This window comes from Pseudomonas sp. A39 (assembly GCF_058145955.1).
Map to the genome: position 1 here is coordinate 81,042 of NZ_JBYVMD010000007.1, position 13,731 is coordinate 94,772.

Below are 13,731 nucleotides of genomic sequence, written 5' to 3' on the forward strand. Positions count from 1 at the left end.
CGGGGGCAAGCCCCCTCCCACATTTGATTGGGTTCACACATTCATATCTGTGAATACGATCAAATGTGGGAGCGGGCTTGCTCGCGAAGAGGCCGGCCCAGGTAAACCTTAACGTTCAGTCAACGCAAACTGCGTCAAGCAAAACGTCGGAATCCCCATCTCTTCCAACCGCTGCGAGCCACCCAGCTCCGGCAGATCAATAATCGCCGCTGCTTCGAAGATCTTCGCCCCCATGCGCCGCACCAGGTTCGCCGCGGCGATCAGGGTGCCGCCGGTGGCGATCAAATCATCGAACATCAACACCGAGTCGCCCTCGCACAGGCTGTCCGCGTGCACTTCCAGGAAGGCCTCGCCGTACTCGGTCTGATAACCCTCGGCCAGCACGTCGGCGGGCAGCTTGCCCTGCTTACGGAACAGGATCAGCGGCTTGTTCAGTTGGTAGGCGATGATCGAGCCGATCAGGAAGCCCCGTGCATCCATCGCGCCGATATGGGTGAAGTCGGCTTCGACATAACGCTGGGCAAAGCTGTCCGCTACCAGGCGCAGGGCGCGGGGCGATTGGAACAGGGGAGTGATGTCACGAAAGATCACCCCAGGCTTGGGGAAGTCGATGACGGGGCGGATCAGGGATTTGATGTCGAACGAATCGAAGGTCATCGTCGAAGAGTCCTGGGCTGGAAACGGACTCGAAGTATACCTGCGACCTCGCCGATTGGCGCGCCGCAGGTGTCTGGATCAACCCTTCTCTTAACCTTCGAGTGCCTTAACCTTCGAGCGAACCACCGGCCAGTGCACACAGCTGGATCGGGTCGAGGATATGCACTTCCTTGCCTTCGGCGGCAAGCAGTGCGTTCTGCTGGAAGCGGGTGAATACGCGGGACACGGTTTCCACCGCGAGGCCCAGGTAGTTGCCGATTTCATTGCGCGACATGCTCAGGCGGAACTGGTTGGCCGAGAAACCACGGGCACGGAACCGTGCGGACAGGTTGACCAGGAACGTGGCGATGCGCTCGTCGGCGGTTTTCTTCGACAACAGCAGCATCATTTGCTGGTCGTCGCGAATCTCGCGGCTCATCACTCGCATCAGCTGGCGGCGCAGTTGCGGCAATTGCAGGGCCAGTTCGTCCAGGCGTTCGAAGGGGATTTCGCACACCGATGTGGTCTCCAGGGCCTGGGCCGACACCGGGTGAATCTCGGTGTCCATGCCCGACAACCCCACCAGTTCGCTGGGCAGGTGGAAACCAGTGATCTGCTCTTCGCCGCCATCGCTCAGGCTGAAGGTCTTCAACGCACCCGAACGTACTGCATAAACGGAATCGAACTTGTCACCCTGGCGAAACAGAAACTCGCCTTTTTTCAGCGGGCGACCGCGTTTAACGATCTCGTCCAGCGCATCCATGTCTTCCAAATTCAGCGAAAGTGGCAAGCAGAGGGGGGCCAGGCTGCAATCCTTGCAATGGGCCTGGCTGTGAGCGCGCAGTTTAACTGGCTCGGACATTTCTTAAATCCTTGTGGGAAAACACACATAAGACGTAAGGGTAACGCACTGGGTGGCAGTGAGGCCAGCCTGTACAAAAAAACGACAGCCGTATAAAGCTTTTTGTATCGATGCCGATACACGGTTACTACCTCGTGAGCCTGGGAGGCTCGAATCATGATTTCCATTGGTGCAACCAATCCGGCCAGTACTGGTGTTCAGTCCTTTTCGGAGCCTAAAGATCTGGTGGCGGAAGCCAAGGCTGCCAAGGCCGCCAAAGATCTCAAGGACAGCACTACCGCTCCGCTGCGCGCGCCCAAAGAGGAGGAGGGCGTGAAGGTGACCATTTCCGGTGCGGCGTTAAAAACCCTCAGCGATGTTAAGCAATCCAACAACGATATCGAAGAGAGTGGTCTGCCGGACAACGTCCAACAGGTCCTCAAGATGATTCGCCAGATCAAGGCGCAGATCGCCGAAAAGCAGGCCGAGCTGCAGGCGGTGATGGCGGACAAGCGCCTCACCCCGGAAGAAGCGCGGATCAAGATCAGTAACCTGCAAGGCGCGCTCAGCAGCTTGCAAGCCAGCCTTGTGACCGCGCAGACCTCCCTGGCCAAGACGATGAAAGGTCTTAGCAGCCAAGATGCGCTCAAGGCCGCTTCGTTATCGGTATAACTAGATCACCCGTGAAAATCGTTGCCTGTTCTGGTGCTCCAGGTAGGCATCGAACACCATGCACACCGACCGCACCAGCAGTCGCCCGGCGGGCAATACACGAATGCCCTGGGCGTCGAGTTCGATCAGGCCATCTTCGGCCATTGCCTGGAGTTGCGGCCAGATCTCCTCGAAATACCCACGAAAATCAATGTTGAATGCCTGCTCGATGTTCTCGAATGCCAGGCTGAAATTGCAGATCAACTGCTGAATCACTTCCCGTCGCAAGCGATCGTCCGTGGTGCAGACCAGCCCGCGGCTGGTGGCCAGTTGCGCGCCCGCCAAGGTGTTCTGGTAGCCGGTGAGGTCACTGCTGTTCTGGCAGTAAAGATCACCGATCTGGCTGATCGCCGACACCCCGAGCCCGATCAAGTCGCAATGGCCGTGGGTGGTGTAGCCCTGAAAGTTGCGTTGCAGGGTGCCTTCTTCCTGGGCGATGGCCAGTTCGTCGTCCGGCAGGGCGAAGTGGTCCATGCCGATGTAGCGGTAACCGGCCTGGGTCAGTTGCTCGATGGTGGTTTGCAGCATCAGCAGCTTTTCCGCCGGGGAGGGCAGGTCGTCGGTGTTGATGCGCCGCTGGGGCATGAAGCGTTCCGGCAGGTGGGCGTAGTTGAACACCGACAGGCGGTCCGGTTGCAACTTGATCACTTCCTCTACCGTGCGCGCGAAGTTGATGGGCGTTTGCTTGGGCAGGCCGTAAATCAGGTCGATATTGATCGAGCGAAATTGCAGCGTACGTGCCGCATCGATCACCGCGCGGGTTTCCTCCAGGCTTTGCAGGCGATTGACGGCCCGTTGCACCTCGGGGTCGAGGTCTTGCAGGCCGATGCTTACGCGGTTGAAACCCAGCTCACGCAGCAGGCCCATGGTGGCCCAGTCGGCTTCACGCGGGTCGATCTCGATGCCGTAGTCGCCGGAGTCATCATCCAGCAGGTTGAAGTGCTGGCGCAGGCAGTTCATGACCTGGCGCAATTCGTCGTGGCTGAGAAAGGTCGGCGTGCCGCCGCCGAAGTGCAGCTGTTCCACCGGTTGTTTCGGGTCGAGGTGGCAGGCCACCAGCTGGATTTCCTGCTCCAGCCGTTGCAGGTAGGGCAGGGCGCGGCCGCGGTCCTTGGTGATCACCTTGTTGCAGGCACAGTAATAGCAAATGTTGGCGCAGAACGGCACATGCACATACAGCGACAGCGGCCGCGCGGCCTTGCGGCTCTCACGCAGGGCGTGGAGCAGGTCAAAGGTGCCGACCTGGCTGTCGAATTGTACGGCGGTGGGGTAGGACGTGTAGCGCGGTCCCGCCAGGTCGTAACGGTGAATCAGATTGGTGTCCCAACGAATGGCGTCGAGCATGCGGGCGTTCCCCCGGATAGGCTAGTGGGCCGAGTCTAGGGGCTGGCCGGGGGGCGCACCTTGATTTGCATCAACAGGGAGCGGCGCTATGCCACAGCGCGTTAGTGGCCCATCAACCAGTGCTGATGCGGACCGGGCAATGTCCATATGCCGAACAGCATCACCAGCAGCCCTCCGGCCATGCGCACGCTGCGTTTGCGCAATAGCGCCGTGACGCGCTCAGCCGCCAGGCCGGTCGCCAACAGCACCGGCCAGGTCCCCAGCCCGAACGCCAGCATCAACAGGCCGCTGTCCAGCGCATTGCCCTGGCTGGCTGCCCACAGCAACGTGCTGTAGACCAACCCGCACGGCAACCAGCCCCACAACGCGCCCAGCAGCAATGCGCGCGGCAGGCTGGAGACCGGCAACAAACGGCTGGCCATGGGCTGGATATGCCGCCACAGGCCGCGCCCGAGGCTTTCGATGCGGGTGAGGCCGCTCCACCAGCCGGCCAGGTACAGGCCCATGCTGATCAACAACAGCCCGGCCAGTACGCGCATGAACATCGCCGCCGGGCTGTTCGCCACCGCCCAGCCGGCCAGGCCGATCAACACCCCGGCCGCGGCGTAGCTGAGCACTCGGCCCAGGTTGTACGCCAGCAGCAGTTGAAACCTGCGGCCACGCTGTTCCTTGGGAATCGCCAGGGTCAGCGCGCCCATCAGCCCGCCGCACATGCCCAGGCAATGGCCGCCCCCCAGCAGGCCGAGGATCAGCGCGGAGACCAACAGCGGCGCCAGCTCAAACATGGGGCGGGTCTTTGGGCTTGGACGGGTGTTCGGCGTCGTTGGCTTCGTCGATGGCAGCCAGGTGGTTCGGGTCCTGGTCGTCGAACAACACGCTATGGGCCGGGCCGTCGAGGTCGTCGTACTGCCCGCTGTCCACGGCCCAGAAGAAGATGTAGATGGCCACACCCACTAATAGCAGCGCCGCCGGAATCATCACGTATAAAGCTGGCATCTGCACTCCATGCTCGCGCGGTTCACACCGGCAGCGGGCGGGTTACTGAGGGGGCTCGGGCCGCCGGCGCGCTCGGCAGGCGAGTCAAGCGCAGGGCGTTGAGCACCACGGTCAATGAACTGAGGGACATGCCGATCGCGGCCCAGATGGGGGTGATCCAGCCCAGGGCGGCAAACGGCAGCATAAGGCCATTGTACAGCCCGGCCCAGAGCAGGTTTTCAATGATCACCCGGCGGGTGCGTCGTGCCAGGGTAAAGGCGTGTACCAGCGCGTCCAGTCGATTGGACAGCAGCACGGCATCGGCGCTGGTCTTGGCCAGGTCCGTGGCCGTGCCCATGGCCACGCTGATGTCGGCGGCGGCGAGTACCGGCACATCGTTGACCCCATCGCCGAGCATCAGCACCTTGCGGCCTTCCTTGTGCAGGTGTTGCAGCACGCGCAGCTTGTCATCCGGGCGCAGGCCGCCGTGGGCTTCATCGATACCCAGCTCGGCGGCGACGCTGGCGACCATCGGCGAACTGTCCCCGGACAGCAGCAGCGTGCGCCAACCGCGCGCCTTGCACGCGGCCAGCAACGCAGGGGCGTCGCTGCGCAGGCGGTCATCGAGCACAAACCAGGCCAGGGCGCCTTCGCGGTCGCCAAGCAGCAGCCATTGGCCGGAAAGCTCCGGCGCAGCGGGAATCGGGCAGCCACTGAGTTCGCAGACAAAGCCCGGTTGACCAATGCGCAGTAGGCGCTCGCCCACGCGGCCTTCAAGGCCCAGTCCTGGCGAACTGAGCACCTCGTCGGCGGCCAGCGGTGCACGCCCAAAGGCACGCGCAATCGGGTGTTCGGAGCGGTTTTCGAGGGCGGCGGCGAGGCTCAGGCACAGGTCGGTGCTCAAGCTGCCCAAGGGCCGGATCGCTCTCAATGCCAGGCGCCCTTCGGTAAGGGTGCCGGTCTTGTCGAAAATCACTGTATCGATCTGGTTCAGCCCTTCCAGCACATGGCCACGGGTCAGCAGCAGCCCCAGTTTGTGCAAGGTGCCGGTGGCGGCGGTGAGGGCAGTGGGCGTGGCCAGGGACAACGCACAAGGGCAGGTCGCTACCAGCATCGCCAGCACAATCCAGAACGCCCGTGAAGCGTCCAGCTCCCACCACAGCAGACCGATCAGCGCGGCCGCGATCAGCGAGCACAACAGGAACCACTGCGCGGCGCGGTCGGCGATCTGCGCCAGGCGCGGTTTCTCGGCCTGGGCCCGTTCCAGCAGGCGCACGATGGCGGACAGGCGCGTGTCATGACCCAATGCACGCACTTCGACGGTCAAGGCACCTTCGACGTTAAGGGTGCCCGCCGTGACCGCATCCCCGGTCTGGCGCGGTTGCGGCAGGTACTCACCGGTGAGCAGGGATTCATCAATGCTCGAGTGGCCGTCGAGGATCACGCCGTCTGCCGGCAGCACCGCGCCAGGATGCACCAGTACACGGTCGCCCAGCGCCAGTTCGGGGAGCAGGATGCGTTCACTCTGGCCATCGACCTTGAGTCGCAGGCAGGAGGCGGGCAGCAGGTTGACCAACTGCGCCGTCGCCGCGGCCGTACGCTCCCTGGCGCGGCGCTCCAGGTAGCGACCGGCCAGCAGGAACAGCGCAAACATGCCCACCGCATCGAAGTACAACTCACCCACGCCGGTGATCGCGGTCCAGATCCCCGCCAGGTACGCACCGCCGATGGCCAATGACACGGAGACATCCATGGTCAGGTGGCGCGTGCGCAGGTCGCGCATCGCCCCCTTGAAAAACGGTGCGCAGCTGTAGAACACGATGGGCGTGGTGAGAAACATCGCCACCCAGCGCAGGATTACATGCAGCTCCGGGCTCAGGTCGATATTGAATTCCGGCCAGGTGGCCATGGTTGCCATCATCGCCTGGAACCACAACAGCCCGGCCACACCCAGTTGGCGCAGGGCCAGGCGGTTTTCGCCGGCCAGTTGCTCGGCGGCGCGGTCGGCTTGATAGGGGTGGGCGGCGTAGCCGATATGGCGCAGCTCACTGAGCAGCTGGCTCAGCGGCAGTTGCCCATCCGCCCAGCGCACCTGCAAGCGGTGGTTGGACAGGTTCAGCCGCGCCTCGGCCACGGCGGGCAGGCTGCGCAGGTGTTTTTCGATCAGCCAGCCGCAGGCGGCGCAGCTGATGCCTTCCATCAGCAGGGTGGCTTCGGCGAGGTCGCCTTCGTGGCGCACAAAAGGTTTTTGCACGTCGGCGCGGTCATACAGCGCCAGCTCGTCCAGCAACTGCACCGGCAGCGTTTCGGGGTTGGCCGAGGCTTCACTGCGGTGCTGGTAATAACTTTCCAGGCCCCCGGCCACAATCGCTTCGGCCACGGCCTGGCAGCCGGGGCAGCACAGCTCGCGGCGCGCGCCGAGGATCACGCTGGTAAACCGGCTGCCGGAGGGGACGGGGAGGGCGCAGTGGTAGCAGGGGGTGGTCATGATCTGGAATCTATAGGGGCTGGGAGGGCCTCATCGTGGGCAAGCCCACTCCCACAGGGGACCGCGATCCAGGGGGAGCGGGCTTGCCCGCGATGCACGAAGCGCAGGTGTTTATTTTTTCAGGTCTTCGGCACCCTGCAACGGTTCATCACCCAGCAGCAAGTCCTTGTCGTGGCTGACCTGTTCTTCCTCGAACATGCGCCAGGTGCGATCGCCTTCCACACCGAGCAACTCGACGAAGCGCCGGCCTTCGACCTTATCGGTGACTTGGCCGATGTAGCGGCCGGGTTCGCTGTCGCTGCGGGCCAGGTTGATCTTGCGATCCTTCTCTGGCTGGGTCGGGGAAATCAGGTTCAATTCCAGGGTGGTCGGGTTGCTGTTGCCGGTGAGGTTCACCTCGACTTCACCGGTCAGCTCATCCAGGTGCACCTTGGCGCGCAGTTGCAGGGTCTGGGCCAGCAGCTCGCGGTCCAGGGAACGGTTGATGCCTTTGCCGGCCTCGTAGTAGTTGTCGTTGACCAGGTTGTCCGGGTTATTCACCGCGATGGTCACCATGGACAAGGTCAAGGTCACCGAGCAGGCCAGGATCCCAATGATGATCCAGGGCCAGAGGTGCTTGTACCAAGGGCTTGCGGCAGTTGCTACGGACATTGTTCGGTTCTCTGTTAGCGATTAGCGGACTTGGGGGCCGATGAATCGGCTCTTGGCTTCAATGTGGACACTGGCGTTATCGGCATCGGTGAGGATGAATGTCACCTCGTTGGTGCTCGACGGCAACTGTTCCGGCGCACTCGACAGCTCAACCGGCATGCTGACGATATCGCCGGCAGCCACCTTGATTTCGCGACGGCCTTGCAGCTTGAGGTCCGGCAAGCCCGCGGCATCGAGCACGTAGGTGTGGTCGCGCTGGTCCTTGTTCATGATCTTCAGGCTGTAGACGTTTTCGATACGGCCTTCGGCGTTCTCGCGGTACAGCACACGGTCCTTGCTCACGTCGAAACCCACCAGCGAGCGCATGAAGAATGCCGCCGCCAGCAGGCCCATCATCGCCAGCAATACCAGGGCGTAACCGATCAGGCGCGGGCGCAGCTTGTGGGTCTTCTGCCCCGACAGGTTGTGCTCGGTGGTGTAGCTGATCAGGCCGCGCGGGTAGTCCATTTTGTCCATGATGTTGTCGCAGGCGTCGATACAGGCGGCGCAGCCGATGCACTCGATCTGCAGGCCGTCGCGGATGTCGATACCGGTCGGGCACACCTGCACGCACATCGTGCAATCGATGCAATCCCCCAGGCCCTGAGCCTTGTAGTCGATGCCTTTTTTGCGCGGGCCACGCACCTCGCCACGGCGTGGGTCGTAGGAAACGATCAGGGTGTCCTTGTCGAACATCACACTCTGGAAGCGCGCGTACGGACACATGTAGATGCACACTTGTTCGCGCAGCCAACCGGCGTTGCCATAGGTGGCGAGGGTGAAGAAGCCGACCCAGAAATACGACCAGCCATCGGCCTGGCCGGTGAAGAACTCGAACACCAGTTCGCGGATGGGGGAGAAGTAGCCGACGAAAGTCATGCCGGTGACAAAACCGATCAGCAACCACAGGGTGTGCTTGCTGAATTTGCGCAGGAATTTGTTGGCGCCCATCGGCGCTTTATCCAGCTTGATGCGCTGGTTGCGGTCGCCTTCGGTGACCTTTTCGCACCACATGAAGATCCATGTCCATACGCTTTGCGGGCAGGTATAACCGCACCACACGCGACCGGCATACACGGTGATAAAGAACAGGCCAAACGCCGCAACAATCAAAATACCTGAGAGCAGGATGAAGTCCTGGGGCCAGAAGGTCGCGCCAAAAATAAAGAACTTACGTTCGGGCAGATTCCACCACACGGCCTGGTGGCCGCCCCAGTTCAGCCACACGGTGCCGAAGTAGAGCAGGAACAGGCCGGCACCGCCGAGCATGCGCAAATTACGGAACAGGCCGGTGAAGGCGCGGGTGTAGATTTTCTCTCGCGAGGCGTAGAGGTCGACGGTTTTACTGTCGGAACCGTTTGTGTGTTTGGCAGGCGGGGTAACGTCATGTACCGGTATCTGGTTGCTCATCATTGCATCCCACGGCGGTGGAGATTTGCCTCGGCCAGTACGTGCCAACCGGGGTCAAATGAAGGGTGTTGCAGTGGCTTAATGATACGCCCCCGATAGTACGTCAAGGGTGCGACCTTTGGTCGCGTTGGGTGAAATCAATTGATGGTGTACGTGATCTGGATCAATTGACTTGGGAAGTATGGACGGTTTTTGCGGCCAAGCCGGTTATTCGTCCCATGGATTAATCAGTGAAACGCCACTGGATGTGAAGTCACTGACGTTGCGCGTCACAACGGTGAGGCCATGAACCAAGGCGGTAGCGGCGATCAACGCATCACTTTCATTGGCCCGCTCTGGAACATGCAAATGTGCGCAACGCAGTGCGACCGCAGCGTCAACAGGCAGGATTCGGGTATCGAAAGCGGGCATCACATGGCGTTTGAGCCAGGTACGCAATACCTTCCCCTGCGCCGGGTCTCGCCGCTCTATGCGCAAGACGCCGGTCTCCAGTTCCTTAAGCGTTATCGCAGAGATAAACATGCGTGGAGCGATGACACTCTTTGCCCATGCGACCACCTTTGCGTCGGCGTGGGGTTTGCGAAGTTCAGAAATAACATGGGTGTCGAGTAGATACATCAAGAGAGGTCCACAGGTCGATGAGTGATCACGGCGCGTTCGGTTTCGAAGTCGATATCGGCCGCTTCTGGCATCACTAGCAGATCAACGATGTCGGCATTGAGCCCTGTCAGTTTCTGATAGTCCTCAATGCTTAGCAGTACATGGGCCGGCTTGCCGCGATCGGTGATAAAAACCGGCCCTTGGCGGGCTGCTTTTTTGGCACCACTTGTGTCTTGGTTGAATTCGCGGCTGGAAATGGTGGTGATGGTCATGGGGGAGCCCCCTTTATATGGCTGGATGTAGTTACGTTGCTACTTGGTTGTTGCAGGCCGCAAGTGTGAGGCTACGAGTGGTAGCGGGTACCTGCTTACAGAGTCTTCGAAAGCCAGAATGAACAAAGCCCCGCCAGCTTTCGCTGCACGGGGCTTTGATGTTTCGAGGTCTTACTGCTCTTCAGCCTTCTTATCCCCATGGGACAAGCTGTAAACATAGGCTGCCAGCAAGTGCACCTTGTCGTTCCCCTGCAGTTGCTCCTGCGCAGGCATCTGGCCCTGGCGGCCCCAACGGATGGTCTGTTGCAGTTGGGCGAAGCTTGAGCCGTAGATGAACGCGCCAGGGTGGGTCAGGTCGGGTGCACCCATGGCGGGCGTGCCTTTACCGGCCGGGCCGTGGCAGGCCACGCAGTTGGCGGCGAAGAGTTTTTCGCCGTTGGCCACGTCGGCTTTCACCCCTTCCGGCAGTTTGCGCCCGTCGAGGTTGGTGACGACGAACGCGGCCACATCGCTGACGCCTTGTTCCTTGAGGATATCCAGCCAGGCGGGCATCACCGCATGGCGGCCCTTCATGATGGTTTCCTTGATGGTGGCCGGGTCGCCGCCCCAACGCCAGTCGGCATCGGTCAGGTTGGGAAAGCCGTAGGCGCCCTTGGCGTCGGAACCGTGGCACACCGAGCAGTTGGAGGCGAACAGGCGGCCACCCATCTTCAAGGCTTGCGGGTCCTTGGCCACTTCTTCAATGGGCATCGACGCGAATTTGGCGAAGATCGGGCCGAACTTAGCGTCCGACCTGGCCATTTCCTTTTCCCATTCGTGCACGCCGGTCCAGCCGGTCTGGCCGTTGGCGAAGGGGGTTTGCTTGTCGTTGTCGAGGTAGTTGTAGCCCGGCAACAGGCCCTTCCAGTTGCCCAGGCCGGGGTACAGCGCGAGGTAGCCGAGGGCGAAGATGATGGTGCCGACGAACAGCATGAACCACCATTTGGGCAGCGGGTTGTCGTACTCCTCGATGCCGTCGAACGAGTGGCCGACGGTCTCGTCGGTTTGCTCGGCGCGCTGGCCCTTTCGGGTCGACAGCAGCAGCCAGGTCAGGGCGAAGATGGTACCCAGGCTGAGGACTGTGACGTACAGACTCCAGAACGTAGTCATTCTTTGTTACTCCTAGAAGCTTGCTCGACGTGCTTGATGGCTTCGGGATCATCCGCAAAAGGCAGCAAGGTCGCGTCTTCAAACTCCGACTTGCGCTTGGGGCTGAACACCCACAACGCCAGGCCGATAAAGGCCACCATCACCACAACGGTGCCCAAGCCACGAATCATCCCGATATCCATGAAGAATCACCGTTTGCTTTTGATGATGGTGCCAAGGCCTTGCAGGTAGGCCACCAATGCGTCCATTTCGGTCTTGCCCTTCACGGCTGCGGCTGCACCGGCGATGTCTTCGTCGGTGTAGGGCACGCCCAGGGTGCGCAAGACTTCCATCTTCTTCGCGGTGTCCTTGCCGTCGAGCTTGTTTTCCACGAGGAACGGGTACGCCGGCATTTTCGACTCAGGCACCACGTTGCGCGGGTTGTACAGGTGCGCACGTTGCCAGTCATCGGAGTAACGCCCGCCCACACGGGCCAGGTCCGGGCCGGTGCGCTTGGAACCCCACAGGAACGGGTGGTCCCACACGCTTTCACCGGCGACCGAGTAGTGGCCGTAGCGTTCGGTTTCGGCACGGAACGGGCGGATCATCTGCGAGTGGCAGCCGACACAACCGTTGGCGATGTAGACGTCGCGGCCTTCCAGTTCAAGCGCGGTGCGCGGCTTCATGCCTTCGACCGGTTTGTTGGTGACGTCCTGGAAAAACAGCGGAACGATCTGGGTCAAGCCGCCGATACTCACGGCGATGACCATGAAGAAGGCCAGCAGGCCGATATTCTTCTCGACTACTTCATGCTTCATCAGTGGGCTCCCACAACGGCGATCTTGGCGGCGGCTTCGGCTTCTGCAGGGTCCGAGGCACGCACGGTGCGCCAGACGTTGTAGGCCATGAACAGCATGCCGGTGGCAAAGAACGCACCGCCCAGGGCGCGGACGATATAGCCCGGGTGGCTGGCTTGCAGCGCTTCGACGAAGGAGTAGGTGAGGGTGCCGTCATCGTTGATTGCACGCCACATCAGGCCCTGGGTGATGCCGTTGACCCACATCGACGCGATGTAGAGCACGGTACCGATGGTCGCCAGCCAGAAGTGCGTGTTGATCAGCCCGACGCTGTGCATCTGCACGCGGCCGAACAGTCTGGGGATCATGTGGTAGATCGCGCCGATGGAGATCATCGCGACCCAACCGAGCGCGCCGGCGTGAACGTGGCCGATGGTCCAGTCGGTGTAGTGGGACAGCGAGTTGACGGTCTTGATCGCCATCATCGGCCCTTCGAAGGTCGACATGCCGTAGAACGCCAGGGATACCACGAGGAAGCGCAGGATCGGGTCGGTGCGCAATTTATGCCAGGCGCCCGACAGGGTCATCATGCCGTTGATCATGCCGCCCCAGCTCGGGGCCAGCAGGATGATCGACATCGCCATGCCCAGGGACTGTGCCCAATCCGGCAGCGCGGTGTAGTGCAAGTGGTGAGGACCGGCCCAGATGTACAGGGTGATCAGCGCCCAGAAGTGCACGATGGACAGGCGGTACGAGTAAATAGGACGTTCGGCCTGTTTCGGCACGAAGTAATACATCATCCCCAGGAAACCGGTGGTCAGGAAGAAACCCACGGCGTTGTGGCCGTACCACCACTGGATCATGGCGTCCGTGGCCCCGGCGTAGGCCGAGTAGGACTTGAACAGGCTCACCGGCAACGAAGCGTGGTTGACGATGTGCAGCATCGCCGTCACCAGGATAAAGGCGCCGTAGAACCAGTTGCCCACGTAGATGTGCTTGGTCTTGCGCTTGACGATGGTACCGAAGAACACCACGGCATAGGTCACCCACACGATGGCGAGCAAAATGGCGATCGGCCATTCCAGCTCGGCGTATTCCTTGGTGGTGGTGTAACCCAGCGGCAGGGTGACGATGGCGCCCAGGATGACCGCTTGCCAACCCCAGAAGGTGAAGGCCGCGAGGCTGTCGGAGATCAGTCGCGTCTGGCAGGTTCGCTGCACGACATAGTAGGAGGTGGCAAACAGTGCACATCCACCGAAGGCGAAAATCACCAGGTTGGTGTGCAGCGGGCGCAGGCGGCCAAAGGTCGTCCATGGCAAACCGAAATTCAATTCCGGCCAAACCAGTTGCGAGGCGATGAACACCCCGAGCCCCATGCCAAGGATCCCCCAGACCACCGTCATGATGGCGAACTGGCGGACTACCTTATAGTTATAAGCAGTCGGACTGATTGCTGTGCTCATTCTAAGGTTCCACGGTTTAGGTTTTTTTATAGGTAAAATCGGCCGCAAGTATGGAGAAAGCGAGGGGCCATTGCAACGCAATGGCTGACCTGTATCAATGCGTTCCACGCCAGATTCTGCGCCCTTTCCATGTTTCGTGTAAGGATAAAATCCGAAATAGAAAGCTGATCAAGTGGACAGGATATTTATGGGGTCGCAACGGTTGTCGTTACGTACGCCAGAATCGGTCCGCTGTGCAGGGAAGCGTAGACCCGAATGGCAGGAGGGGAAAGGTGTGCTTTGGAAGGGTGTGACACTGGGTCGCACAAGAAGGTACTGCTGTGGCGAGGGAGCTTGCTGTCGTTGGACCGGGCTGGCGCTCCAGCGCGAAGCGCTG

15 protein-coding genes are annotated in these 13,731 nt (G+C 61.2%); 1 reads left to right on the plus strand and 14 read right to left on the minus strand.

Annotation, left to right across the window (positions count from 1 at the left end; genetic code table 11):
• Positions 1–108: 108 nt before the first annotated feature.
• Both AC3ZU9_RS07490 and fnr read right to left on the minus strand, forming a co-directional pair.
• Positions 109–657 (minus strand): adenine phosphoribosyltransferase, encoded by a 549-nt coding sequence (locus AC3ZU9_RS07490; RefSeq protein WP_015885310.1) that lies wholly within the window; start codon positions 655–657, stop codon positions 109–111.
• Between the two features lie 106 nt (positions 658–763).
• Complete coding sequence (fnr, locus tag AC3ZU9_RS07495) at positions 764–1,498, minus strand: fumarate/nitrate reduction transcriptional regulator Fnr (protein WP_015885309.1); 735 nt, start codon at positions 1,496–1,498, stop codon at positions 764–766.
• 156 nt (positions 1,499–1,654) lie between these two features.
• Between fnr and AC3ZU9_RS07500 the strand changes: the two genes are divergently transcribed.
• Entirely contained in the window at positions 1,655–2,149 is a 495-nt protein-coding gene (locus AC3ZU9_RS07500; RefSeq protein WP_490090506.1) for a hypothetical protein, read from the plus strand.
• Here AC3ZU9_RS07500 and hemN read toward each other — a convergent pair whose 3' ends face one another.
• The 12 genes from hemN to ccoN form a co-directional block, all read right to left on the minus strand.
• Positions 2,150–3,532, minus strand: a complete 1,383-nt coding sequence (hemN, locus tag AC3ZU9_RS07505; protein WP_046035977.1) for an oxygen-independent coproporphyrinogen III oxidase — start codon at positions 3,530–3,532, stop codon at positions 2,150–2,152. It abuts the gene before it with no gap.
• A 101-nt stretch (positions 3,533–3,633) separates the two neighbouring features.
• On the minus strand, positions 3,634–4,317 hold the full coding sequence (locus AC3ZU9_RS07510) for a sulfite exporter TauE/SafE family protein (protein WP_122810137.1): 684 nt from the start codon (positions 4,315–4,317) through the stop codon (positions 3,634–3,636).
• Positions 4,310–4,528 (minus strand): cbb3-type cytochrome oxidase assembly protein CcoS, encoded by a 219-nt coding sequence (gene ccoS, locus AC3ZU9_RS07515; protein ID WP_046035979.1) that lies wholly within the window; start codon positions 4,526–4,528, stop codon positions 4,310–4,312. Before ccoS ends, AC3ZU9_RS07510 begins: the two co-directional genes overlap by 8 nt.
• 22 nt (positions 4,529–4,550) lie before the next feature.
• On the minus strand, positions 4,551–6,995 hold the full coding sequence (locus AC3ZU9_RS07520) for a heavy metal translocating P-type ATPase (protein WP_490090507.1): 2,445 nt from the start codon (positions 6,993–6,995) through the stop codon (positions 4,551–4,553).
• Positions 6,996–7,106: 111 nt separating this feature from the next.
• Positions 7,107–7,646, minus strand: a complete 540-nt coding sequence (locus tag AC3ZU9_RS07525) for a FixH family protein (protein ID WP_015885303.1) — start codon at positions 7,644–7,646, stop codon at positions 7,107–7,109.
• Positions 7,647–7,667: 21 nt separating this feature from the next.
• Complete coding sequence (gene ccoG, locus AC3ZU9_RS07530; RefSeq protein WP_102062025.1) at positions 7,668–9,095, minus strand: cytochrome c oxidase accessory protein CcoG; 1,428 nt, start codon at positions 9,093–9,095, stop codon at positions 7,668–7,670.
• 207 nt (positions 9,096–9,302) lie between these two features.
• On the minus strand, positions 9,303–9,713 hold the full coding sequence (locus AC3ZU9_RS07535) for a type II toxin-antitoxin system VapC family toxin (RefSeq protein ID WP_490090508.1): 411 nt from the start codon (positions 9,711–9,713) through the stop codon (positions 9,303–9,305).
• A complete protein-coding gene (locus AC3ZU9_RS07540) occupies positions 9,713–9,967 on the minus strand; it encodes a type II toxin-antitoxin system Phd/YefM family antitoxin (protein ID WP_010208555.1) in 255 nt (84 codons plus the stop codon). Before AC3ZU9_RS07540 ends, AC3ZU9_RS07535 begins: the two co-directional genes overlap by 1 nt.
• Before the next feature lie 171 nt (positions 9,968–10,138).
• Entirely contained in the window at positions 10,139–11,116 is a 978-nt protein-coding gene (gene ccoP / locus AC3ZU9_RS07545) for a cytochrome-c oxidase, cbb3-type subunit III (RefSeq protein ID WP_015885301.1), read from the minus strand.
• Positions 11,113–11,298, minus strand: a complete 186-nt coding sequence (locus tag AC3ZU9_RS07550) for a CcoQ/FixQ family Cbb3-type cytochrome c oxidase assembly chaperone (protein ID WP_003175465.1) — start codon at positions 11,296–11,298, stop codon at positions 11,113–11,115. The genes ccoP and AC3ZU9_RS07550 overlap by 4 nt, the downstream gene beginning before the upstream one ends.
• A gap of 6 nt (positions 11,299–11,304) precedes the next feature.
• The gene (gene ccoO, locus AC3ZU9_RS07555) at positions 11,305–11,913 is read right to left on the minus strand and encodes a cytochrome-c oxidase, cbb3-type subunit II (RefSeq protein ID WP_003193167.1); all 609 of its coding nucleotides are present in this window, start codon (positions 11,911–11,913) and stop codon (positions 11,305–11,307) included.
• Positions 11,913–13,355, minus strand: coding sequence for a cytochrome-c oxidase, cbb3-type subunit I (gene ccoN / locus AC3ZU9_RS07560; RefSeq protein WP_015885300.1), 1,443 nt, complete (start codon positions 13,353–13,355; stop codon positions 11,913–11,915). The genes ccoO and ccoN overlap by 1 nt, the downstream gene beginning before the upstream one ends.
• Positions 13,356–13,731: the final 376 nt, after the last annotated feature.